The 23863-nt window shown below is 58.6% G+C and carries 22 protein-coding genes; 1 reads left to right on the forward strand and 21 read right to left on the reverse strand.

Annotation, left to right across the window (positions count from 1 at the left end; genetic code table 11):
• Window positions 1-32: 32 nt before the first annotated feature.
• The 11 genes from FYJ43_RS05185 to efp all read right to left on the reverse strand — a co-directional run bounded on the left by FYJ43_RS05185 (window position 33) and on the right by efp (window position 10627).
• Window positions 33-800 carry a hypothetical protein gene (locus FYJ43_RS05185; protein ID WP_154562665.1) on the reverse strand — a complete coding sequence of 256 codons (768 nt, stop codon included), beginning with the start codon at window positions 798-800 and terminating at the stop codon, window positions 33-35.
• A gap of 109 nt (window positions 801-909) precedes the next feature.
• On the reverse strand, window positions 910-2286 hold the full coding sequence (locus tag FYJ43_RS05190; protein ID WP_154562667.1) for an RsmB/NOP family class I SAM-dependent RNA methyltransferase: 1377 nt from the start codon (window positions 2284-2286) through the stop codon (window positions 910-912).
• Window positions 2283-3230, reverse strand: coding sequence for a methionyl-tRNA formyltransferase (gene fmt, locus FYJ43_RS05195; protein WP_326833352.1), 948 nt, complete (start codon window positions 3228-3230; stop codon window positions 2283-2285). Before fmt ends, FYJ43_RS05190 begins: the two co-directional genes overlap by 4 nt.
• Before the next feature lie 18 nt (window positions 3231-3248).
• On the reverse strand, window positions 3249-5258 hold the full coding sequence (locus FYJ43_RS05200) for a primosomal protein N' (RefSeq protein WP_154562669.1): 2010 nt from the start codon (window positions 5256-5258) through the stop codon (window positions 3249-3251).
• Between the two features lie 52 nt (window positions 5259-5310).
• Window positions 5311-6504 carry a methionine adenosyltransferase gene (gene metK, locus FYJ43_RS05205; protein ID WP_154562671.1) on the reverse strand — a complete coding sequence of 398 codons (1194 nt, stop codon included), beginning with the start codon at window positions 6502-6504 and terminating at the stop codon, window positions 5311-5313.
• Window positions 6505-6543: 39 nt separating this feature from the next.
• The gene (coaBC, locus tag FYJ43_RS05210; RefSeq protein WP_326833353.1) at window positions 6544-7776 is read right to left on the reverse strand and encodes a bifunctional phosphopantothenoylcysteine decarboxylase/phosphopantothenate--cysteine ligase CoaBC; all 1233 of its coding nucleotides are present in this window, start codon (window positions 7774-7776) and stop codon (window positions 6544-6546) included.
• Between the two features lie 12 nt (window positions 7777-7788).
• Window positions 7789-8136 (reverse strand): DNA-directed RNA polymerase subunit omega, encoded by a 348-nt coding sequence (gene rpoZ / locus FYJ43_RS05215; RefSeq protein WP_002516821.1) that lies wholly within the window; start codon window positions 8134-8136, stop codon window positions 7789-7791.
• A 20-nt stretch (window positions 8137-8156) separates the two neighbouring features.
• On the reverse strand, window positions 8157-8756 hold the full coding sequence (gene gmk, locus FYJ43_RS05220) for a guanylate kinase (protein ID WP_154562673.1): 600 nt from the start codon (window positions 8754-8756) through the stop codon (window positions 8157-8159).
• Window positions 8757-8821: 65 nt separating this feature from the next.
• Window positions 8822-9142 carry an integration host factor, actinobacterial type gene (gene mihF / locus FYJ43_RS05225; protein ID WP_326833354.1) on the reverse strand — a complete coding sequence of 107 codons (321 nt, stop codon included), beginning with the start codon at window positions 9140-9142 and terminating at the stop codon, window positions 8822-8824.
• 91 nt (window positions 9143-9233) lie between these two features.
• A complete protein-coding gene (gene nusB, locus FYJ43_RS05230) occupies window positions 9234-10061 on the reverse strand; it encodes a transcription antitermination factor NusB (protein ID WP_326833355.1) in 828 nt (275 codons plus the stop codon).
• Window positions 10058-10627 (reverse strand): elongation factor P, encoded by a 570-nt coding sequence (efp, locus tag FYJ43_RS05235; RefSeq protein ID WP_326833443.1) that lies wholly within the window; start codon window positions 10625-10627, stop codon window positions 10058-10060. The genes nusB and efp overlap by 4 nt, the downstream gene beginning before the upstream one ends.
• Before the next feature lie 282 nt (window positions 10628-10909).
• On the opposite strand from efp, the gene ppk2 reads away from it, so the two are divergent.
• Window positions 10910-11860 (forward strand): polyphosphate kinase 2, encoded by a 951-nt coding sequence (gene ppk2 / locus FYJ43_RS05240; RefSeq protein ID WP_195839910.1) that lies wholly within the window; start codon window positions 10910-10912, stop codon window positions 11858-11860.
• Between the two features lie 70 nt (window positions 11861-11930).
• Here ppk2 and FYJ43_RS05245 read toward each other — a convergent pair whose 3' ends face one another.
• From FYJ43_RS05245 to aspS, 10 genes are all read right to left on the reverse strand, one after another.
• Window positions 11931-13013 carry a 3-dehydroquinate synthase family protein gene (locus FYJ43_RS05245; RefSeq protein WP_326833356.1) on the reverse strand — a complete coding sequence of 361 codons (1083 nt, stop codon included), beginning with the start codon at window positions 13011-13013 and terminating at the stop codon, window positions 11931-11933.
• Window positions 13010-13519 carry a shikimate kinase gene (locus FYJ43_RS05250; protein ID WP_326833357.1) on the reverse strand — a complete coding sequence of 170 codons (510 nt, stop codon included), beginning with the start codon at window positions 13517-13519 and terminating at the stop codon, window positions 13010-13012. Before FYJ43_RS05250 ends, FYJ43_RS05245 begins: the two co-directional genes overlap by 4 nt.
• Window positions 13516-14712 carry a chorismate synthase gene (gene aroC / locus FYJ43_RS05255; protein WP_154562675.1) on the reverse strand — a complete coding sequence of 399 codons (1197 nt, stop codon included), beginning with the start codon at window positions 14710-14712 and terminating at the stop codon, window positions 13516-13518. The genes FYJ43_RS05250 and aroC overlap by 4 nt, the downstream gene beginning before the upstream one ends.
• A gap of 13 nt (window positions 14713-14725) precedes the next feature.
• On the reverse strand, window positions 14726-15532 hold the full coding sequence (locus FYJ43_RS05260) for a shikimate dehydrogenase (RefSeq protein WP_154563376.1): 807 nt from the start codon (window positions 15530-15532) through the stop codon (window positions 14726-14728).
• A gap of 27 nt (window positions 15533-15559) precedes the next feature.
• Window positions 15560-16669, reverse strand: coding sequence for an endolytic transglycosylase MltG (gene mltG / locus FYJ43_RS05265; protein WP_326833358.1), 1110 nt, complete (start codon window positions 16667-16669; stop codon window positions 15560-15562).
• Window positions 16666-17109, reverse strand: a complete 444-nt coding sequence (gene ruvX / locus FYJ43_RS05270) for a Holliday junction resolvase RuvX (protein WP_326833359.1) — start codon at window positions 17107-17109, stop codon at window positions 16666-16668. Before ruvX ends, mltG begins: the two co-directional genes overlap by 4 nt.
• A 35-nt stretch (window positions 17110-17144) precedes the next feature.
• Complete coding sequence (gene alaS, locus FYJ43_RS05275) at window positions 17145-19823, reverse strand: alanine--tRNA ligase (RefSeq protein ID WP_154562677.1); 2679 nt, start codon at window positions 19821-19823, stop codon at window positions 17145-17147.
• Between the two features lie 148 nt (window positions 19824-19971).
• The gene (locus FYJ43_RS05280; RefSeq protein WP_154562679.1) at window positions 19972-20430 is read right to left on the reverse strand and encodes a DUF948 domain-containing protein; all 459 of its coding nucleotides are present in this window, start codon (window positions 20428-20430) and stop codon (window positions 19972-19974) included.
• Window positions 20427-21812, reverse strand: a complete 1386-nt coding sequence (locus tag FYJ43_RS05285; RefSeq protein WP_326833360.1) for a replication-associated recombination protein A — start codon at window positions 21810-21812, stop codon at window positions 20427-20429. The genes FYJ43_RS05280 and FYJ43_RS05285 overlap by 4 nt, the downstream gene beginning before the upstream one ends.
• 107 nt (window positions 21813-21919) lie before the next feature.
• On the reverse strand, window positions 21920-23734 hold the full coding sequence (gene aspS, locus FYJ43_RS05290; protein WP_326833361.1) for an aspartate--tRNA ligase: 1815 nt from the start codon (window positions 23732-23734) through the stop codon (window positions 21920-21922).
• Between the last annotated feature and the right edge of the window lie 129 nt (window positions 23735-23863).

The raw sequence follows: 23863 nt of genomic DNA on the forward strand, positions 1-23863 counted from the left end.
GCGTGGTTGCTCTGGACAACCACGCCACTGCCTCATTTTGCGTCAATACCCAGCGCGTCGACAGCCGCCTTCAGAGTGGACTGCGCTGTGGCGGCATCTTGCGCACTTGCTTGAACCATCTGATCGTTCTTAAGCCACACGTATGCCTGTGACGACGACATTTCTGGACCATTGTCGGCCGAGCTGATGGTCGTGTAGAGAGACGCCTGCTTAGCGATGTCCTCGTAACCCTTGATTGGAGTTACCTTCATAGTCATCGTTGTCTTGTGGCCCTGCAAGGTCATGGTCGCATGGCCGCACTTAGAAAATTGCTCGCTCTCGTTTTCGTACGTCTTCTTCTGGCGATCCGACATGGCGATGTTGAAGTTAATTGCAGACGGTGATGGCTGATCGGTGCTGGCCGCGGAAACAATGTTGTTTATCTCATTTCCGGTGACACTAGCTGTGGTTTGTTTAATAATCTGTCCGCATTGTTCCGGGGAAAATTTGGCCTGATTCATAGCCTGCACAACCTGCTCTACCTGGGCGCCAAGTTGCGAGCTATCGACGACGGTGAATGTCTGGTTGTTGATCTTCGTGCCCGAGACAGCCTTGGTGAAATCATCCTTGCTGAGGCGCTTGAGGTTCGTGGTCCGCGTGCTTTCTGTAGGCGTCGCAGACGCGGTGGCCAGCGCCGAGGACTGTGTGGCAGTGGTCGCCGGTGTATCGGAAGATGATGACTTGCCTCCACATGCGACAAGGCCGACAGCCATCGCACCAGTCATGCCGAGCGCACAGACCTTTATCAATGTTGTACTCATGTTGGAGTCTCCTAGATAGTCCTATATTTAATAAACCAACGTCCCGCATTAACGCCAGGATAATTTAATCACGGATAGGGGTCATCGACGCGAGGAATAGTGCACCATGTTATGGCATTTTTGACTCGTCACGCCTACGCAAGAGCGCACAGAACATGGCGTCGGTGCCATGGCGATGCGGCCATAGCTGGACGGTGTCTGAAGCACCACAAGCCGTGGTGTACGGGACGTCCGAAAGCATGGCAGGAGCGTCGAGGACGTCAACAGGCAGGCAGGTTCGCGCGAACTGAACGATGTCGATAGTTTCAGCGCGATGCGGTGAACACGTGACGTACGCGACGATTCCACCCGGACGGGTGAGGTTGACCGCCGAGGTGAGGAGCTCACGCTGAAGCTGAGTTAGCTCCTTGATGTCTCTCGGGGTACGACGCCACCGTGCTTCTGGTCGTCTGCGCAGAGAGCCCAGACCCGAGCACGGAACGTCAGCAAGTACGGCAGAAAAGGACTGGGCCGCAAGTGGTGGGCGCGTGCCGTCAGCAGTCATGACGAGATGGTCGCCCGGTATGTTCGCCAAGGCCTTTGCTACGAGCTCAGCTCGGTGCTCATGCAACTCCAGTGCGGTCACATTGCTACCGTGCTCATTCGCCAGTCCCGCCAATAGCGCGGTTTTTCCGCCCGGGCCAGCACACAAATCGAGCCACTTCCCGGAACAGCCATTGGCCTCAATCGCACGCAACAGAGCCAAGACCACCAGCTGTGAGCCCTCATCTTGGACACCTACTCGTCCATCGCGCACGGCAGCGACGTCAGAGGGATTGCCGGGTCGCACCACTCCCCACGGCGAGTATCGAGTTGGAGTGCCTGACTCGATTTCGTCACGCTGAGCGAGCCCAGGACGAACGACCAAAGTGGGAACTGGCGGTTTGTTATCGGCTAGTAAAGCGTCTTCAACCTCGTCAGCGTCGAGACGATCCTGAAATGCTTCGACGATCCACGTGGGGTGGAGCGTACGCAATGCCATGATGTCGAGAGCGTCACGTCCACCGATTGTGACGGCCCATTCCTCAAGGCTGTGAGTACTAATACGACGCGATACCGCGTTAACCAGCCCAGTGACGCGTTCTCCGATGACCTGACCAGCGAGATCTACCGACGACGCAACGGCAGCTCTCGTCGGTACTCGCATGGCTAGAATTTGATGTGCCGCCATGCGCAATACCACCCGGACGCCCGGCTGAAGCTTGGCGGGATTGCGACCAGACGCTGCCGCAATGATGCGGTCCCACGTACCGGTTCCCCTGGATGTTCCATCTACCAATTCAGTAGCGAACGCTGCATCGCGCCCGGTCATTGAGGTGGCACGCAATTGATCTGCCAGTGCCAGGTTGGCGTAGGCACCATGAGTCTCCACTGCCAACAGAGCGGTATACGCTAAACGTCGCGGCGGATCAGCTTTGCGACGCTTCTGATGTGGACGTTGACTCATCGCAGCCTAGTTCCAGCGTTGATATTGGCCCCACGAGCCCAGTCAGCCCCGTTCATGGTCCTTTTACCGAAAGCCTGCACCGACAACAGCTCTAGCGGCTGTGAGCCAGTGCCAAGGAATAGCTGCTTGCGGGTAGCGACAAGTTGACCTGGCTGGGCTGTCGCGACGACGCTCGGGACGTCGTCGTCAGCTTCAAGGCGGCGGGTCCGCAAGATTTTGAAACGCTTGTCATCTAGCTGGGCCCACGCTCCTGGGGATGGGGACGCACCTCGGACGAGGTGATCAATGTCCTCGGCATCGGCAGTTACGGTTACTCTGACGTCGTCAGGGTGGATTTGCGAGGCAATCGTCACCCCTTCAGTAGACTGTGGCGTCGGCGCTACCCCAGCGTCAAGATCCTCAAGGGTGCTAATAACAAGGGGCGTTGCAGTTTGAGCAAGCTCCTGAAGAAGCTCACCGGCGGTCGTTGTCGAACCAATAGGTACTGTCATCGTGCGATAGATCGGTCCGGCGTCTAGGGCCTCTACTAGCTGAAAGACGCACGCGCCTGTCTCGGCGTCCCCTGCCATAATGGCTCGCTGGACGGGAGCTGCCCCACGCCACCGCGGCAGGAGGGAAAAGTGGAGGTTAATCCAGCCGTGTCGCGGAACGGTTAATAGATCGGCGGGAATGAGACCTCCGTACGCGACGACGACGGCAGCATCAACGTTGAGGGATGCGACGGCGTCGTGAACGTCGCCGGATTTCACGGTTGCCGCCTTCATGGTGGGGATACCGAGTTCCTCAGCCTTCATCGCGACTGGGCACGGACGCGGGGTGCGGTGGCGCCCCACCGCTGCGTCAGGCCGGGTCAGGACGACGACGACCTCGTGGCGCCGATCGGCTGCCAAGGCCGTCAGCGTTGGGACTGCCACATCCGGGGTACCAGCAAAAAGAAGTCTCACACGGTAAGCCTATCGACCTCACAGTATGTTGACCGGGTCTATGACGATGCGCAGACTGCCTGTCTCGTGGCCCATCGTGTGCGTAGACCGTAGCCGGAATAGCCCTTGGGACAATTCTGTCGGAGCCATCGTGCCGCTGGGACGCACGATGATCCGGTCCCGCTGTGACTCGCCAGGACGGTGCTGTTGCGGCACTGGACCGAGAACCTCAAGGTCAGCGCCGAACCACTCGCGCAGCCGCTGTGCAGCCAATGCAACCGCTTTCGGGTGACCGTCAACAATCCCACACGGCACTGCGGGCGGAAAGCGAGCCTCTCGACGGTCTGCGAGTTCACGTGTCGCCCATCCGATCGGGTCGTTTCGAACCATGGCCTGTAACGAGGCGTCTTCGGAGGGGCCAACGATTACTGCCCGGCCCCCATCGCGAACCGATCGGACTAAAGCGAGTGTTGCCATCCACCGATCAACAGTCTGCTCCACCGTTGCTAACCCAGGCCTCGACAGGGACGACACCGCGTCCAAAATGACCGCACAGCTGTAGCCCGATTCCGGTAGGGGTTCAGCTCCCGGAGTAGCGACGACCAATCGCGGAGTCGAATCGACACGCTCTCGAACGTGATTAGCAGAAGAATCCACCACTGGAACGTCCGGAAAAGCCCGGCCCAATTCCGTGGCAGTTGTGGTCGCCCCCACAATTCCTGACCTCACGTCAGTGGAGCGGCATTCTGGGCAGCGCCACGCGGATAAGTGACGACCACACCAGGTGCAATGCATATCGACGCCGGATGTGGTTCGCCGACCGGTAGCAGGCCCCCCGCACGAAGGACATCGCACCGGCGTTCGGCAACGTGCGCACGACGGCGAGATAAGATCACCGACTCGCGGGACCGAGACCAGGACGGGTCCGCGCAACAATCCGTCGCGGATCGTCGCCATGGCAAGCCCAGGGAGCCGTATTGACCGTGCCAGCGGATCACGTTCCATAGCTAAATCTGAATCACCGGGAATGCGGACCGGCGCACAAACCGCCCTCATCGTCGCGCGGTCCGCGCCGATTCCGACAAGCCATCCCGACTCTAGCCACGAGGCGCTGCGTACCGAACACGAGTAGCTCGCCAACAATAAGGCGCAGTGGTCAATCTGGGCTCGCAACGCTGCGACGTCGCGGGTATTAGGGTAAGGAGCTCGTGGCTCATCGTGGTGGTCAGACCCCTCATCCCACACCGCCACGAGCCCCACATTTGCCACCGGAGCCATGACGGCCGAGCGCGTCCCTATCACGACTCTCGCTGTGCCACGAATAACTGCCAGGTAGTGACGCCATCGTGCCGAGGCCGGTTGATCAGCATGGAGCACCGCGACAGTTCCGGCCCCCAAAACAGCCTGAAAGGTCGCATGCACGGTAGCGACGTCGTCAACTGTTGGGCAACACACCACCGCACTGCGTCCTGACGCCAACGTGGCGCAGACTGCCTGCAGAAGGCCATTTTTCCAATCTCCGAGCCGATCGTCGTCTCCCGGTCCGCGCACTGGCGTGACCCGCCAGTGCGCTCGAGGACGTTGTCCAGCCTCAAGTAATGCAAGGAAGTGACGACCCCGATCCAGCGTCTGAAGAGTTCCAGACGGCATGGTTACAGTTGGGGTAGGCCATGGAGGAGGATCGGCAGCCTCAGTCGTAGCGTGGCGGGTCGGGATAGCCCACCTGAGTACTTCTTCGAGGGTGCTTGCCCAGTGGTCAGCTACGTGACGAGCCAGATTGAGCTGACCTGGCGTAGCAACGACTTGATCGGACACCAACCGTTCAAGGGGGGCCAGTGTAACCCCAGGCTCTTGCTCATGATCGACCGCCACCACGACTCCATCACACAGCCGCCCGGCTAGCTTGACCCGAACTCGTACGCCGCTCTGAACTCGGCCGACAAGATCGTCAGGGACCAGATAGTCGAAAGGGCGGTCAAGGTGGGCTAGACCGGAAGAGACGACAACATGGGCGATCCACGATGTCGTCTCTAACAGTGGTTCGGTCATGCAGCAGATGCTACGACCCACCACCGACCAAGCCGCAGCGTCATGTGTTCTCTCACAGATGCGCCGCCGCAGCCAAGGCCTCGGCGCGATCGGTCAGTTCCCACGTCACACCTGGTAGATCACGACCGAAGTGGCCACCTGCCACGAGCTGAGAATAAATCGGCCGCAGTAGATCAAGGTCCGCGATAATCGCGCCCGGTCGCAAATCAAATACGTCACCAACAGCGCGCTCGATGGCAACCTCAGGCACATGATTCGTACCAAAAGTGTCAATGCGGAATCCCACTGGACGAGCAGCGCCAATGGCATACGCCACCTGGCACTCACAGCGATCAGCAAGGCCCGCCGCAACGACGTTTTTGGCGACCCAGCGCATCGCGTAAGACGCGGAGCGGTCTACCTTGGATGGGTCCTTGCCCGAGAAGGCTCCTCCGCCATGACGTGCCATGCCACCGTAGGTGTCAACAATGATTTTGCGACCGGTGAGTCCGACGTCGCCCATGGGACCACCGATGACAAACTTGCCGGTCGGGTTAACGAGTACCCGCATGTCTTTATGGGCGAGGTCATAACGCTCCAGCACCGGGTCAATTACGAGGCGACGTAGATCGGGGCTCATCGTCGCATCTACATCAATGCCTGCACGATGCTGGCTCGACACCACGACGGTGTCGACCGCCACCGGTTTGTCGTTCTCGTCATAACGAATCGTCACCTGGGTCTTACCGTCAGGGCACAGATAATCCAGCGCACCTTCTTTACGCACCTTTGTTAATTGCAGAGACAACGCGTGGGCCATATCGATAGGCAGCGGCATGAGAGACGGCGTTTCGGTACAGGCATAACCGAACATCAGACCCTGATCCCCGGCTCCTTGAGCGTCAATAACGTCCGTAGAGCCGTGACGAGTTTCGTAGGCTGCAGTCACCCCTTGGGCGATGTCGGGACTCTGCGCATCAATCGCGACCGAAACACCACAGGATGCGCCATCGAAACCTTTGGAGGATGAGTCATAGCCAATGTCAAGAATGCGGGATCGGGCGATGCCTGCGATGTCAACATAGGCCTCGGTGGTGACTTCGCCACAGACCATCACCTGCCCGGTCGTCACGATGGTTTCCACCGCAGCGTGAGAATGAGGGTCCTCGGCCAGCATGGCATCAAGGACGGCATCGGAAATAGCGTCGGCGATCTTATCCGGATGACCCTCGGTCACTGATTCCGACGTGAACAGATGAGTTGGCATGACGTTTCCTGTCCGCGCGGCCACAAGCCGCGCATTGTGTTACTGAGTGGCCAGCAGCGCAAAGACCTCATCGAGGATGGCGACAGCCGCCTGCGACTTTGATCCGGTGATACGACGACCGGGCCCCTGCTGGTGGACCATGGTGATGTCGGTGCCAGCCGTACCGAATACCTTTCCGCCGCTCACATCATTAACGACCAGCAGGTCGCAACCCTTGCGTGCGAGCTTGGCCTGGGCCAGCGTCAAAAGCTGGTCACGGTCTGGCGTCGTTTCGGCGGCAAATCCGACGACGACCCTGTTTTGCACCGATTGGGAACAGATGCGAGCCAAAACGTCGGGAGTCTGATGAAGATGCAGGGTCATCGTCGCGCCTGTAGCGTCGTCACCCTCATGTTTCTTGATCTTGGTCTCGGCAGCGACTGGCGCAAAGTCCGCCGCAGCGACGGCTTGGATGACAACATCGGCATGTCGAGCTAGGTCGTCCATAACCGTGGCAAGGTCCTCGGTGCTATCAATGTGGGTGATCTGCACGCCAGACGGCATGGGAACGTCAGTATGGGCGGCAACGATATGAACGTCCGCTCCACGGGCTGCAGCAACTTGGGCGATCGCCCTGCCCATTCGACCAGATGACGCGTTACCGAGGTAACGCACGGGGTCGATGGCCTCCCGGGTGCCACCCAAGGAGATGACGATACGTCGTCCGGCGAGGTCTTGCTGGGTCATCGCGTCGACGCACTCAGGCTCAGCGAGGAGGAGGTCGACGAATTCTGCAATTTCGTCAGGATCAGGTAGCCGACCTGGGCCCGAGTCGCGACCGGTAAGGCGTCCCGACGCTGGGTTCTTAACAACGATGCCGTGACGACGCAGAGTTGCAACGTTATCGACGGTGGCTGCATTGCGCCACATGCCGGTGTGCATGGCGGGAGCAAGTAACACCGGCGCCGAAGTGGCAAGAATCGTCGTCGTCAAGAGGTCATCGGCATGACCTCCCGCAATGCGCGCCATGAGATCAGCGGTTGCGGGAGCGACCACGACGATGTCGGCATGCTCTGCTAAACGGATATGCTCCACGCCGGGAACGTCGTCAAAAACCTCAGTATGAACCGGATGCCCGCTCAGCGCTTCCCATGTCGGACGACCGACGAACTTGAGAGCAGCTTGAGTGGGAACAACATGCACCTCATGGCCGGCTTCGGAGAGAAGCCGCGAGAGCAAGCATGCTTTGTAGGCGGCAATCCCTCCCCCAACACCGAGAACGACGACACTCACGCCGGACTCAGATCAGGCGTTGGGATCAGCGAGGTCCGCGAACGGATCATCCAGCTCAATGGCCGGGGCCTCTTGAGCTGCAGCAGCTTGAGCAGCAATCTCTTCGGCATCCATCTCGTGGGCCTCGACGACGCCGGCCTGGATCTCGCGCATAGCGATAGATAGCGGCTTTTCTTGGTTAGTAGTTTCCACCAGCGGGCCAACATTCTCTAGCAGACCTTCTGCCAGCTGGGAGTAATACGCATTGATCTGACGGGCACGCTTCGCCGCGAAGAGGACGAGGCGGTACTTCGAGTCGACGTGCTCGAGGAGCTGGTCAATGGGCGGGTTGACGATGCCTTCAGGCGTGGTCTCAGTCAAGGAATGTCCTCCAGATATGGTCACAGACTCAGCAAGTCTACCAGACGCGCAACTGCATGGTCTACGGTATCGTTAACGACGACGGCGTCGAATTCGTCAGCATTGGCCAGCTCCACCTTTGCCGTCTCGAGGCGCTGGCTCTGCTGCTTCGGCGTCTCAGTACCACGACCCCGCAACCGACGAACTAACTCGTCCCACGAGGGTGGTGCAAGGAAAATCTGGGTCGCCTGCGGATAGGTCTCGCGCACCTGGCGAGCTCCTTGCAAGTCAATCTCTAAGACGACAGTGCGATGATCTGCAACCGCTTGCTCCACGGGCCCCCGCGGTGTGCCGTACCGATGGCTGTTATGGACGGTTGCCCATTCGAGTAACCCGCCGGTGTCGATGAGCTTATCGAACTGATCAGGGGTGATGAAGTCGTAATCGATCCCATCGCGTTCCGATGGACGCGGCGGACGTGTGGTCACCGACCTCGAAACGACAATCTCTGGGTGGCTACGCATCAAAGCCCCCACTACGGTCCCCTTCCCGACAGCTGTCGGCCCAGAGACGACAGCCACGGTGACCGGGCCGCGATGTCGAAGACCTCGGGACTTCGGGATGACGGGGTCACTACTCATAAGAACACCCTAATGGCTTGCAACGACACGGTGCCATCAGAGGTACTTACGCTCCTCAGAGGTATTTAGGAGCGTCGATCAAACTCAGCACGCAAACCAGCGATCTGATGGCGCCCGAGCCCCCGAATACGCCGATTCGGAGCGATCTCGAGACGCTCCATGATCTCCGCTGCGCGCTTCTCCCCGACGCGTGGCAGAGCCTTGAGCAGATCCACCACCTTGACATGAGCAAGCACTTCGTCGTTAGCTGCCTTATCAAGGGCCTCAGATAGGGTGATATTGCCGGAGCGAACCTGCGCTTTGAAATCAGCACGGACTCTTCGCGCCCGTGTCGCTGCTTCACGAGCGGCCGAAAGCTGTTCAGGTGAAAGAGTGGGTATGGACACGAGCCCCTCCGATCAGGTGTGCAGCGCCTCGGCGCGACAGCGGGAAGTCTCCACCGGGGACCCGATGGAAACGTTCGGCACATTAGTATGCTTACTCGCTGGTTGTGTCCGTTTTGTCGAGATCTGTCACCAATTCTTGATCTTTTGAGGCTGGATGTTCTCCAACGACCAGGCCAATCTCACCCACGCGATTCTCAGACTCCATGACATTTTTGCTAGCCGTATCCACATTGGCCGCCTCAGTAGAGGACAGGAAGCCATCTGAATCACTAGGCGCAGCGTCGACATTGTCATTGCCAATGGACACCTGGGCTATGGCTACCTGGCCACAATCATCATCTGACGCTGGGGCGTCATCGAATACTGCAGCTTCCGGCACTGAAGAGTCTGAGGGGTCCGCCTCATCCCCAGTACGGGCGGGTCCATGACTGATGACAGCACCAAGGAGTCCATTGAGAAATGGGGCTGAATCGTCGGTCGAGAACTCCTCACTCAACTCGATAGCTTCCGAAATCACCGCCTCATTCGGGGTATCCGTATGCAAGATCTCAAAAGCTCCCAGGCGGGCGAGAATACGGTCTACCCTCGGCATGCGAGCTAACGTCCAGCCTTCGGATAAGCAATCACTCAGAACCGAGTCAAGGCCGACCTGGGTAGCAGCCACTCCACGGACCAGTTCAGCCGCGAACGGCCTGACCGGATTAGTGAAGACACCTGGACGAGCTGCCAGCACATCCAGCGGGTCAGCGCCCATGAGATCCGCTTCGAACAGAATGTCGAGAGCCTGTTTTCGAGCCTTCGACCGTGTCGAGAGATCCGCGTGTTTTTGAATATCCCCGCTGACGCGTCTGACCTCGAGGTCGCCGATCCTCTCGATGGGGCCTTCGTCGCCAGAGGACGGAACGCTATTCGTACTCACTTCTCAGAGATACGGCCGAGGTAATCACCAGACCGGGTGTCGACCTTGACTTTTTCACCCGTCGTAATGAACAACGGTACCTGGATCTCACGTCCAGTTTCGAGGGTCGCAGGCTTGGTACCGCCGGTGGAGCGGTCACCCTGTAAGCCGGGCTCGGTGTAGGTGATTTCCAACTCAACCGAGGCCGGCAAATCAATGTAGAGCGGGTTTCCCTCGTGCAAAGCCACGGTCGCCGTCTGGTTCTCAAGCATGAAGTCCTTGGCGTCGCCAACGACCTCAGTCGGAATCGGCAACTGCTCATAGGTTGTCTCATCCATAAAGATGTAAGCGTCGCCGTCCTGGTAGAGGTACTGCATATCGCGCCGATCAACCTCGGCGGACTCAATCTTGACGTCAGAGTTGAAGGTACGATCGACGACCTTGCCACTCAGCACGTGCTTGAGCTTGGTACGCACGACGGTATTGCCCTTGCCCGGCTTGTGGTGTTGGAACCAGATGACCGTCCACAGCTGGCCGTCAAGGTCGAGAACGGTGCCGTTCTTGATGTCATTGGTGGAGATAACCACAGGTCGGTCCCTTTCGGAGTTGTCGGATGGGAGATGGACGGGTGGGTTAGCCACGCGGGCCCATCTTGACCAAGTGTAGCGGAATCATGGCGTACCACGTTGGTGCGGAAGGCGCCACGCTCACTCGCGATAATGATGAGCCAGGTACAGCCTTAACAGTTGAGGTCTTTTCAACCAGCAGTCTTCACGCTGGGCAGGTGTACATCTACCAGAGATCACGACGTCACCATTCGTTTACCGTCAGGCCGCTCTGCTATACCACGGTCGCGATAATGTGACGCCATGCATGACCTCGATTCCACCGAGCTGCGAGCCAGTTTCAACCCCGCGACGGATTCCGACCAGCATTCTCTGCGCGAGTTTATTGATCTGGTGGCTGACGCGGGATATGTCGTCGACTCCGATGAGCATGGCGATGATCCTGAGCTCATCGCCCCCGACGGTTCAGCGGTGGAAACGTGGCACGAGGATTATCCATACCCGACCCTCATGGATCGTCGCGAGTATGAAACCCAAAAGAGGCTCCTACAGATTGAGTTGCTCAAGCTTCAATACTCTATTGACGACACGGGTGAGCGTCACGTCATTGTCTTTGAAGGCCGAGATGCTGCAGGAAAAGGTGGAGCCATTAAGAGATTCAGCGAGCACCTCAATCCACGTCGTTGTCGTGTCGTAGCCCTTGACAAACCGTCCGACCGCGAACTCGGTCAATGGAATTTCCAACGGTATATTCAGCACCTTCCTACAGCCGGAGAGATCGTCCTATTTGACCGCTCGTGGTACAACCGCGGCGGTGTGGAACGTGTCATGGGGTTTTGCACCGATGAAGAGCATCGGATTTTCCTTCGTCAAGCGCCGATCCTCGAAGAGATGATGATCGAATCAGGCATTCATGTGACGAAGTTCTGGTTCTCTGTTACCCGGCAGGAGCAGCGCACTCGATTCGCAATTCGCCAGCTCGATCCAGTCCGCCGCTGGAAGCTCTCCCCTATGGACCTAGAATCACTGGGACGCTGGGACGACTACACCCGTGCCAAAGAGGAAATGTTCGCCGCTACCGACACCGATGCCGCACCGTGGATATGCATCAAATCAAATGATAAGAAACGTGCGCGTCTCAATGCGATGAGGTATTTCTTGTCACAGTATGACTACGAGGGCAAAGATGTGGACGTCGTCGGACAGCCTGATCCGAGGTTGGTACGTCGAGCCCGGGATATGGTTGGAGACTGACTCAGACGCCCCCATGCTATGCGTGGAACCGTCAACCCGCGTCGACGACTCGACCCGATGCTAATCGGCTCTACTCCGTACAACACCTGGCATAGCACTCAGCCAGCACAGCTTCATCCGGGTCGACAATCATGGCCACCAGACCGGGTTTACCGATGCCGACAAATCGCAACACCCGACGCCCAGTTCGCGGGTCTATCCTCGTTTTTTTGTCCAGATTCATCGTCTCGCGCAAATCTGCCCATTCGACGCCATCGCATGTTACTGGCAATCCAATCCCAGATAGTATCTCTCGAGTACGCGCGACGACGTCGCCGGACAATCCCAGATACCGGTGTGACAACTCCGCCGCGAACACCATACCGACCGCGTCAGCCTCACCATGACGCCACGTGAAGTGTTTGTGCGCCTCAATAGCGTGGGCTAAGGTGTGCCCATAATTAAGTTTCTCGCGCCCAACTTCATTTCCCGATGACATCCGCTCGTGCAAATCTGCACTCACGGCACCAGCTTTAACGGCTACCGCACGCGTCAGCACCTCGGCAAAAGTTGGGGACGTGACGTCAGTCACATGAGTATCGCCTGAAATGAGGTCAAGAATGACTGGGTCGTCGATGAATCCGCATTTGACGATCTCCGCCAGACCGGAGCGTACTTCTCGCAGGGGCAATGTCGCTAGTAGGTCGGTGTCGCATAAAACGCCAATGGGTTCATGAAAGGCACCAACAAGGTTTTTCCCGGCAGGGATATTAATGCCAGTCTTGCCACCGATCGAGGCATCCGCCATGGCTAGCACTGTTGTCGGAACGTGAATGACGTCAATCCCACGCATCCATGTGGCGGCTAAGAACCCCGCAATATCGGTCGTGGCACCTCCTCCAAGCCCGACGATGACGTCGCCACGAGTCATAGTGGCCTGCGCCAATGTGTGCCAGCCATCGACAAGAACCTCGGGGGTCTTGGCGGCTTCGGCGTCGGGAATAGCGATGATCACAGGATCATCAATACCGAGGCGCGAGACCAGATGGATCAACGTTTGTGGGCATACCACCGCTGCTCGACGGCCCGCCACCAAGTTAGGCAGCTCTGCGAGTGCTCCCGGACCGATCGTCACCTGGTACGGCTCGTCCGCAGTCACCTCTACACGATTCACGACTTCCCCTCTAAGTCGGCTAGTTCCGACACGATGACGTCGACGACTTGTTCCGGTGACAGCGTGTCAGTGACCACCCGAATCGTCGCAGGTCGCTGATAGACCGCCTGACGTTCTTTCATGAGGCGCACGAGCTGTGAATGCACCTGGCTACCCAGCAGCGGGCGACCGGTATCCTTCAGCCCGACACGATTAGCGGCGGTACGGGCTGAGACGTCCAGCCAGACAACGCACACTTGATCCAGCGCTTTTCCGACCTCGGCGTCTACTGGGGCTCCCCCACCGAGTGACACCACGCCGTCGCCAGAAAGCGCGGCAAGAGTCTCCCGTCTCTCAACCTCACGAAAGTAGGGTTCCCCCTCAACGAGGAAAATCTCGGTGATGTCACGCCCCTCGATCTGCTCTATCACGGCATCGACGTCAACAAACTGTTCTCCGATGCGCTCAGCGAGCAACGGGCCAACGGTTGACTTGCCCGATCCAGGGGCACCGATGAGGGCTATCACGGAGCCACCACCAGACCACGATCAGCGAGACGATTCAGGTAGGCCTGCGCATTGCGACGCGTCTCAGCCACCGAATCTCCGCCAAACTTCTCTAAGGCACACTCGGCCAATACCAATGCGACCATTCCTTCGGCCACGACCCCGGCGGCCGGAACCGCACACACATCGGAACGCTGGTGGTGAGCCTTCGCGGCCTGACCGGTAACCACATCCACCGTCGGCAATGCTCGCGGCACAGTAGCAATCGGCTTCATGGCCGCACGTAGCCGTAGTACTTGGCCAGTCGACATGCCACCTTCCGTGCCACCGGAACGGTCACTCATCCTATGAATACCGGACTGGGTCGGCTCAATCCAGTCGTGAGCCTGCGATCCTCGACGGCGAGCCAGATCAAAACCATCACCAATTTCGACACCCTTAATCGCTTGAATGCCCATCAAGGCCCCGGCCAGACGAGCATCTAGTCGCCGGTCTGCCTGGATGTGCGATCCCAACCCGGCTGGTACGCCATAGGCCAGCACCTCGACGACGCCTCCCAAGGTGTCACCCTCTTTCCGGCAGGCTTCAACTTCTGCAACCATGCGCTCGCTCGTGGCCGGATCAGCGCAACGCACTGGATCGGAGTCAATACGGGGCAGGTCTTCAGGCCTTGGACGCAGACTGTCCGGAGCCTCGACGTGGCCCAAGGACACCACATGGGAAAGCACGTCAATGTCGAGGGCCTGTCGAAGGAAAGCCTTCGCGACTGCCCCTAACGCCACTCGGGCAGCTGTCTCGCGAGCAGAAGCACGCTCCAGAATCGGCCGTGCCTCATCAAAGTCGTATTTCTGCATACCCGCAAGATCAGCGTGGCCAGGCCGGGGCCGCGTCAGCGCAGCGCCACGAGCTTGGCCCGCCAACACTGCGGGATCCACCGGATCTGGTGACATGACAGTGCGCCATTTCTCCCACTCCGAATTACCAATCCGGATTGCGATGGGATCTCCTAGAGTCTCACCGTGACGAAATCCGGCAATCAATTCCAATTCGTCGGCTTCAAAAGACATGCGGGCACCTCGCCCCACCCCGAGGCGGCGGCGTCGCAGCTCCGTAGAAATCTCGACAGCCCCTACACGGACATGAGCCGGAATACCCTCCATTGTCGCGACGAGAGCAGGACCGTGGGACTCCCCGGCAGTGAGGTAACGCAACATGAGTTCTAGTCTTTCAAAGGTGAGTACGTTCGGTCAGAGCGTTCTGCGCTGTGGACCTCAATAAGCGCATCGGCACCTGGCGGCCAGTCATAAGGCGCACCTGGTCGACAGCTTGTCCGGCAAGCAGATCTAAACCGTCAATAACGGTGATGCCGGCGGCCTCACCGGCGACAGTTAATGGGGTTGGCCAGGGATCATAGATGACGTCGAAGACCGCCTTCGTTCGAGCTGCAAGATCCCCAGCACGCGTCAACAGTGAACTTGCTGGAACTGTTGAGACCACGAGATCGCACTGCGGAGGGTCTGCCCCAAAAGGCTGCCACGAAACATGAAGGCCGAGGCGATGAGCGAGCTCAAGAATCTCCGTTGATCGCTGACGCGAGCGCGACATCACGACGAGTTCTCGCGCGCCGAGGTCGATAGTAGCGGCAAGGACGGATCGGGCTGTTGCACCCGCGCCAAGCATCACCACTGTGCCAACGTCCGTCACTCCGTTGGCACGAAGCGCAATACCTGCCCCAGTGACGTCAGTATTGCGGACAATGGCGTTCTTCCCGCATCGAACCCAGGTATTTGCTGCACCCAACAAATCAACTGTCGAGTCGGTCTGGCCTAACCCGACCACATCGACCTTGTGGGGCATCGTCACTGACAATCCGCGCCAGGAATCGTCAATCCCATCGATAAACGCTCCCAAACCACCAGAGGCAATATCGATAGCCTGATAAGTCCAGTCCAGATTGAGGAACTGGTATGCAGCGCGATGAATTGCTGGGGATAAGGAATGAGCTATTGGGTGGCCTATCACCGCGCAGTGCATTGCCACTCCTCCTATCTCAGCATGTACTCAGCACTTGCCCTTGTGAGCCTGGCACCAAGCTTGGAATTTCTTGACGTTTGCCTTGTGCTCGTCCAGCGTCTTCGCATACGCCGTCGTGCCCTTGTCGGGATCCGTAACAACCCAGTACAGATAGTCACTCTTGATAGGTGTCACGGCCGCCTCCATGGATGCCGCTCCAGGATTGTCAATTGGGGTAGGCGGCAAGCCACTGTAGAGGTACGTGTTGTACGGCGAATCTTTAGCACGTTCCTCATCAGTCGTCGTCAGCCTGCCCTCAGCATGGTTGGCATAAAGCACCGTGGCATCTGACTGCAACTTCATACCCTGCTGGAGGCGGTTGTAGATAATCCCAGCAACCATCTGCATGTCCTTCGGATGCTTCGCCTCCTTTTCCAAGATAGAGGCGACAATAAGAGCGTCATAAGGGCTGCGTTTAATTGTCTGAGCCTGGCCAATAAAATTCATTGTATTAACCTGCTTGGCAAACTGATTCGTTTGCATCTGCAAGATCTCTAGCGGCGTTGGGTTTGATCCCACCTCATACGTATCCGGAAAGAGAAAACCCTCCGGACGCCCTTTAGCCCAGACCGGCAAACCCAGCTTCGCGGTTTGCTTATAGGCATTCTTGAAACTGTCGACGGGCATCGTCGTGCCCTTGGCCATAATCCCGAACTGCTGCTCTGTGGTTAATCCCTCAGGAAGGGTAACGCGAGTGCGCTGAATATTATCCGGATTCCCAACGATAGACACAGCTTTGGCTGCGCTCATATGGGTCTTGAGTTTATACTGACCGGCCTGAATCGTGACGTCAGACTCCGACTCGCGAATGGCTTTGTTGTACGCCTTCGTCGACTTAATGACATCGTTGTCGAGTAGTATCGAGCCGACTTCGCTTACTGACGCGCCGGAAGGTACCCGAACTAAGACGTCCTTCTCGCCATCTCCTAGGTAGTCGTCAGCAGACTTGTATGAGATATAGGCGTCGTAGGCTTTCGCGCCGACGAAGACACACCCGCCAACAAGAACCGCCAGGGAAAGAATAACGGCGACGGCGCTGCGAAACTTGTACCAGAACTCCGCTTTGGGGTCTTCGTGGTCGTTAAACGGTCCGCTCACGAATCCGCCCCTCCTGTCATCGTCTCTGATCGTGCCGCCCGGACTTGTTCCAACACGTGCTCAAGTATGGCCACAGCAGCGGCCTGATCAATCACACCACGCTGTTGACGCGCATTCCGCCCGGCCTGGTGAAGTGCTCGGGCCGCAGTACGCGTCGTCATTCTTTCATCTACCCAGCGTAGCGGGATAGGGCTAATGGCCTGAGCTAACTCGCGTCCGGCGTCGCGGACATCGTGGGCAGCCACTTGCTCGGTGCCGTCGAGGGCTACTGGAAGGCCCATAATGACCTCCACTGGTTCATACTCGGCAACAATCTCCGCCAAGCGCCGTATCGGAGAGTCAGCGGTCCGCACCGTCTCAACAGGGAAAGCCAAAATCGCGTCGCGGTCGCTTGCGGCCACACCAATACGCGCTTTTCCCCAATCGACAGCAAGTCTCACACCACGTAGCGACGTGTCAGGATGCTCGGTGGGGTTCACAGCGCAGTCAACTCGGTATTGATGGCACGCAAGGCAGCGTCGATACCGGATCGGTCGTTGCCAGCCCCCTGAGCCATGTCGTCTTTGCCACCGCCACGCCCACCAATCGGCACAATGCCAGCTTTGATGAGAACACCGGCTTTAGCACCAGCAGCGCGTGCAGACTCAGTAGTGGCGACAATCATGGCCGGCTTGTCGTCAGTACCCCCAAAAAGGACGATGACGGCAGGGCGATCCTTAACACGGGCCCGAACCTCGGAAGCGAGGGTGCGCAAATCGGCGCCCACGACGCCCGGCACCGTTGCAGCAACGAGATCACATGGCCCGGCCGCAGTAGCTCCGGCAACGATGCCGTCCACCTTGCCGAGGAGCTCGCGGGTTCGTGCGGCTGCAAGTTTACGTTCGGCATCCTTGAGATCTGCGGCCAGCTTAGAGACTCGGTCAGCAAGCTGATCCGGTTGTACCTTGAGGATTCCAGTCAGCTCGTTGACGAGCGCCCGCTCAGCCGCCATGTGACGGAAAGCGTCAGTAGACACCAGGGCCTCGACGCGACGGGTGCCAGAACCGACCGATTGCTCACCCAACAAACTGAGCATCCCGATACGGCCAGTAGAGGCGACGTGGGTACCACCGCACAACTCGCGTGACCACGGCCCCGCCAATTCAACAACACGCACGATTGGCGGGTACTTCTCGCCGAACATGGCCATGGCCCCCATGGCTTTGGCATCCTCCAGCGGCATCTGGGTGTCGGTGACCTCGAAGTCGTCATGAATAGCAACATTGCAACGCTCTTCGATCTCGTCTTTCAGAGAACCGGAAAGCCCTTGTGTCGCGGAGAAGTCGAAGCGAAGGTAGCCAGGCTTATTGTAGGAACCAGCCTGCGTAGCTGACGGTCCCACGAGTTCACGCAAAGCAGCATGGAGGATATGAGTAGCGGTATGGGCCTGACAGGCTCCGAACCGAGTAGCAGGGTCAACCACAGCCGTCACGGAATCTCCAACGGCGAGATCGCCATCAACCTGTACCTTATGGACGATCAACCCAGGTACCGGACGCTGTACGTCAAGAACCTCAAGGTCAAAGCCGTTGGCACGGATGATGCCGGAGTCAGAATCCTGGCCACCCATCTCGGCGTAGAACGGAGTCTCGGCCAACACGACCTCAACGACAGATCCGGATTCAGCAGCTACGACGGACGTGCCGTTGGAGATGATGCCAGTCACCGTAGTATCGACTGTCAGATCGGTATAGCCAAGGAATGGCGTTTCACCGAGAGCGCGAACCTGAGCGTAGGCCTCAGGATCTGTGAGTAGGCCCTTCTTGGCCTTGGAATCAGCCTTAGCGCGAGCACGTTGCTCAGCCATGAGGGCGGTGAACTTATCGCGATCGACCTCCAACCCTTGCTCGGCCGCCATCTCGAGAGTGAGGTCAATCGGGAACCCGTAGGTGTCGTGGAGCTGGAAAGCTTTCTCCCCCGAGAGGATCGTTGACCCGGACGCCTTCGTATCGACCACCGCGGCATCGAGCATGGCGGTGCCAGCGCTCAACGTCCGCCGGAAGGTGTCTTCCTCCGCGGTGGCGGCGCTGATGACGCGGTCCCACTGGGTGACAACGTCGGGGAACGATTCAGCCATGAGGTCACGGGAAACGGGAAGTAACTCGGGCAGTACCGGATCCGAGACGCCAAGTAGACGCATAGCTCGGACAACGCGACGCAGCAGACGGCGCAATACATACCCGCGAGCCTCATTGCCGGGGGTAACTCCGTCAGTCATGAGCATGAGACCGGAACGGACATGGTCGGCGACCACACGCAGCCGGACGTCGTCGTCGTGGTTAGCACCATAACGCTTACCCGACATTTCAGACGCTTTCGCAATGACAGGAAAAACTTGGTCGGTCTCGTACATATTGTCGACGCCCTGCAGCAGGTAGGCGATACGCTCGAGACCCGCTCCGGTGTCGATGTTCAGGCTACGCAACGGGCCCGCAATGTCGAAATCATCTTTAGCCCGTACTGCCGAGAGATCTTCAGTCTCGAAAACGAGGTTCCAGATCTCGAGATAACGGTCTTCATCTGCCTCCGGGCCACCATCAGGGCCATAAGCCGGGCCGCGATCAATGTAGATCTCTGAGCATGGGCCTCCGGGGCCGGGAATCCCCATATGCCAATAGTTGTCTTTCAGGGAACGGCCCTGAATATGCTCATCAGGGACTCCAGCTGCACGCCACGCTTCGCGCGCTTCAATGTCACCTTCGGGGTAGTCGGCGTGGAACCCTGGCCCGAGAACAGTCACCCAGATGTTGGCAGGATCGAACCCCAAACCTCCTTGATCTGTCGGCTTTGTAACAAGCTCCCATGCGTACTGAATAGCTTCGCTCTTGAAATAATCACCGAAAGAGAAATTACCGAGCATTTGGAAAAATGTGCCGTGACGCGTGGTCTTGCCAACCTCGTCGATATCGAGGGTACGCACGCACTTCTGGATGCTAGTGGCCCGTTTCCATGGCGACGGCTCCGTACCCATTAAATAGGGCTTAAACGGTACCATGCCGGCGTTCACAAACAGCAAAGTCGGATCGTTGTAGAGCAGCGAGGCGCTCGGTACTACGGTATGGCCCTTACCTTCAAAGAAATCGACGAAGCGCTGTCCAATCTCCGCTGTTTTCATGCCTAGCCCTTCTCAACGTGGTCGCTCTTTGTGGCTTGTAGGAGCCGTCCCGTGTCGGGACACCGCGCCTTAACCCTACCCGTACACGCAGCAGGCCACACCTCACCGCGCCACAGAATTATAGGGAGCTCCTTGCTCTTATCCCAGATCAGTTCTGATCAGGGCCATCTTCGGCCGCCGTAACATTGGGGCCTACCTGGTGGTGATGTGCATTCTCAACGTGAGACTGCCGCGCTCGCCGCCTCGGACGACGAATCGTCCGGCGCACCCCCTCGCCGAAGGCCGCAGCCTTGACCATCGGCGTTCCGACCGTCTGCGTAAACGTCTGAGCCAATTCGGCGGCCTGGCCCGTAACGACGGTGCCATGTTCAGAAATTGTGTGAATATCCTCAATCACCTGATCGAGTTTAGAAATCTCGCCATTAGTGATAACAACGGTACCCTTGAGTTCCTCGAGTATCGGGACAGTGGACTCGTCGACGTCACGGACTGTTTTGCGCACCTCGTCAAGGACGCCACCAAGCTTGAGCAAGGGAATCGCGCACAGCGCGACAAGTACCACCGCCGCGAGCGCCGCGATGAGTCCGGCTATTTGGCCCAAGGTCATGACTTCTTCTCCTCAGAATCTCGCCCCAGCAGCACCCGTATCTGGCTTAGACGTTGCGCAATGGCAGCCTCGTTGCCGTGATCGGTGGGTTCGTAGTATCGGACCGAGGCGATGTCGTCTGGCAGGTACTGCTGTTCGGCCACTGCGTGTGGGAAATTGTGTGCGTAACGATATCCGACCCCGTGCCCGAGGTCGTGCGCCGATGCGTAGTGGGCGTCGCGCAAGTGAGCGGGAACAACACCGCCCTTCCCAGCGCGCACGTCAGCCAACGCCCCATCAATCGCGGTAATGACGGCGTTAGATTTCGGCGCTGTTGCTGCAGCAATAGTGGCTTGGGCTAGGTTGAGGCGAGCTTCTGGCATCCCTATCAATTGGACAGCCTGGGCTGCCGCGACACACGTCTGCAACACGCTCGGGGCTGCCATGCCAATATCTTCGCTGGCAAGGATCACCAGACGCCGGGCAATAAAACGGGGGTCCTCCCCCGCCTCAATCATTCGGGCAAGGTAGTGCAGTGCGGCGTCGACGTCTGAGCCGCGCACCGATTTTATGAAGGCGCTAATGACGTCATAGTGTTGATCGCCGTCGCGATCGTAGCGCACTGCTGCCCGATCAACTGCGGTAGAGACGATCTGGCTCGTGATGGTGTCAGCACCGGCAGCACTAGCACCCGCTGCGGCCTCTTCGAGATAGGTGAGAGCACGTCGCGCGTCTCCACCAGCTAAGTGCAACAGGTCAGCGCGAGCATCGTCGTCCAAGACATAGAATCCGTCGGACTCAGTCCGCAGACCGCGCGGATCGCTCAAGGCTCGATCAACTAACGACGAAATATCAGCATCTGTGAGTGGCTTGAGAGTCAACAACAATGACCGCGACAGCAGTGGTGAAATGACCGAAAAGGACGGGTTTTCAGTAGTTGCGGCAATGAGGGTCACGGTACGGTTCTCTACGGCTGGTAAGAGGACGTCCTGTTGGGCCTTAGAAAAGCGGTGCACCTCATCGACGAACAGCACAGTCGGTTTACCCAAAGCGAGCTGACGCCGAGCGGTATCGAGTTCCCGACGAACGTCTTTAACCCCTGCCGTCACGGCTGAGATTTCCACAAAACGCCGATTTGTGGCGTGGGAGACCACTGAGGCGATCGTCGTCTTACCGACTCCGGGAGGGCCCCATAGAAACACACTCATGGCCCCAGTCCCCTCTGCCAAGCGGCGCAGAGGTGAACCAGGAGTCAACAGATGCTGCTGGCCGACAATCTCATCAATGGTACGCGGACGGAGTCGAACTGCCAGTGGTGCGTCGGGGTTGGGAGTGTCCAGGGACCCACCACTGGTCGCGTCAGACTGGGCTGACGTAACGTTGCCGAAGAGATCCTCACTCACCGTGGCACCATATCGCCGCGCCGCGACAGCGAGCCGCTGAGGCGTGTTCTACAAACCACGTCGGGGCGGCGACCCCCAGGCCGCCGCCCGCTGCAACGACAACGTCGTCACTTCTTATGCTTGTCAAGCTCCTCATTCGAAGCGTGGGTGGGTTTCTTCGGCTTCGCATCGACGCCGGCCTCGCGCCGCTGGGCTGGGGTAATTGGCGCAGGGGCAGCCGTCAAGGGGTCATAGCCGTTACCAGTCTTCGGGAACGCAATAACGTCTCGGATGGTCTCGAAACCACCGAGCAGCATAACGAGACGATCCAGGCCGAAAGCAATGCCACCGTGCGGCGGAGCACCAAACTTGAAGGCGTCCAGAAGGAAGCCGAACTTCTCCTGGGCCTCCTCGGGACCAATCCCCATGACGTTGAAGACCCGCTCCTGCACATCGCGACGATGGATACGGATAGATCCGCCGCCCACTTCATTGCCGTTGACGACGAAGTCATATGCATAGGCCAAAGCTGATCCTGGATCAGTGTCGAAGGTGTCCATGCAATCGGGAGTCGGGCTGGTAAACGCATGGTGGACGGCAGTCCAGGCGCCGGCTCCCACAGCGACGTCACCGGAAGCCTCAGCCTCCTTGGTGGGCTTGAACAGCGGAGCATCGACGACCCAGCAGAAAGCCCAATCGGACGGATCAAACAGCTCGCACCGACGGCCGATCTCCAACCGCGCCGCTCCGAGTAACTCCTGGGACGACGTCTTCGAGCCAGCAGCAAAGAAAATAGCGTCGCCAGGCTTGGCGCCGACTTTCTCAGCGATACCAGCCTTTTCGTCCTCAGAAATGTTCTTGGCAACCGGACCGCCCGGCACTCCCTCGTCGGAAATCGTGATGTAAGCCAGGCCCTTGGCACCACGGGTGCGCGCCCACTCCTGCCAGGCGTCAAACTGGCGGCGCGGTAGAGAGGCGCCACCAGGCATTACGACAGCACCAACATATGGGGCCTGGAAAACCCGGAACGGGGTATTGGCGAAGAAATCGGTGACCTCAGTGATCTCGTTTCCGAAGCGTAAATCGGGTTTGTCGGACCCGTAGCGGTCCATGGCTTCATGCCAGGTAATGCGAGGCAATGGCGTCGGCATATCGACGCCGATGATCTTCCAGCAAGCCGCCATTATCTCTTCGGCTAGCGCAATAACATCGTCCTGGTCGACAAAGCTCATCTCGACGTCAAGCTGGGTGAATTCAGGTTGACGATCGGCACGGAAATCCTCGTCACGGTAACACCGAGCAATTTGGTAATAGCGCTCCATGCCGGAAACCATGAGTAACTGTTTAAACAATTGGGGGCTCTGCGGCAAGGCGTACCAGCAGCCCGGTGCCAGACGGGCTGGGACCAGGAAGTCGCGGGCACCTTCGGGGGTAGACCGAGTCAGGGTGGGAGTCTCAATGTCATAGAAATTGTGACGGTCCAACACGTCGCGAATGGCGTGGGTAACCTTCGAGCGAAGCACCAGGGCTTCATGCTGGCGCGGACGACGCAGGTCAAGGTAGCGGTACTTCAGCCGGGCGTCCTCGCCGACGCTGACGTGTTCGTCGATCTGGAAAGGTAGCGGCGCCGACGGATTGAGCACCTCGAGCTCACGAATGGCAACCTCAATCTCACCAGTGGGTAGATTCGGGTTCGCATTGCCTTCTGGACGGGCCTCGACGACGCCGGTCACCTTAATGCAGTACTCGTTACGCAAGTCGTGGGCACCGGAAAATTCCAGGATCTCGTCACGGATGACGACCTGAGCCAAACCGGAGGCATCACGAAGATCAATGAAGGCGACGCCACCGTGGTCGCGTCGGTGCCCGACCCATCCGGCGAGAGTCACCTCCTTACCGATATCGCTGGCTCGTAGGGTTCCCGCGTCATGGGTTCGCAGCACGTCTCATCCTTCCATTGTCACAGGCCACGCATAGACGGTACGGGCCGGTTAACAGCATACCGATGAGTCATGACAGTCGCCATCCGCGCGGTCGCAGATGAGCTCGCGCAATGCCCCGACAGGGGGATG

It is taken from the genome of Cutibacterium porci, from assembly GCF_009696315.1.
GTDB lineage: Bacteria > Actinomycetota > Actinomycetes > Propionibacteriales > Propionibacteriaceae > Cutibacterium > Cutibacterium porci.

Excerpts from the sequence above, each read along its gene's own strand:
- FYJ43_RS05185 (WP_154562665.1), bottom strand. The coding sequence starts at position 800 with ATGAGTACAACATTGATAAAGGTCTGTGCGCTCGGCATGACTGGTGCG.
- FYJ43_RS05260 (WP_154563376.1), bottom strand. The coding sequence starts at position 15,532 with ATGCACTGCGCGGTGATAGGCCACCCAATAGCTCATTCCTTATCCCCA.
- metK (WP_154562671.1), bottom strand. The coding sequence starts at position 6,504 with ATGCCAACTCATCTGTTCACGTCGGAATCAGTGACCGAGGGTCATCCG.
- FYJ43_RS05190 (WP_154562667.1), bottom strand. The coding sequence starts at position 2,286 with ATGAGTCAACGTCCACATCAGAAGCGTCGCAAAGCTGATCCGCCGCGA.
- ppk2 (WP_195839910.1), top strand. The coding sequence starts at position 10,910 with ATGCATGACCTCGATTCCACCGAGCTGCGAGCCAGTTTCAACCCCGCG.
- gmk (WP_154562673.1), bottom strand. The coding sequence starts at position 8,756 with ATGAGTAGTGACCCCGTCATCCCGAAGTCCCGAGGTCTTCGACATCGC.
- FYJ43_RS05200 (WP_154562669.1), bottom strand. The coding sequence starts at position 5,258 with ATGACCGAACCACTGTTAGAGACGACATCGTGGATCGCCCATGTTGTC.
- aroC (WP_154562675.1), bottom strand. The coding sequence starts at position 14,712 with ATGTTGCGTTACCTCACTGCCGGGGAGTCCCACGGTCCTGCTCTCGTC.
- alaS (WP_154562677.1), bottom strand. The coding sequence starts at position 19,823 with ATGAAAACAGCGGAGATTGGACAGCGCTTCGTCGATTTCTTTGAAGGT.
- FYJ43_RS05280 (WP_154562679.1), bottom strand. The coding sequence starts at position 20,430 with ATGACCTTGGGCCAAATAGCCGGACTCATCGCGGCGCTCGCGGCGGTG.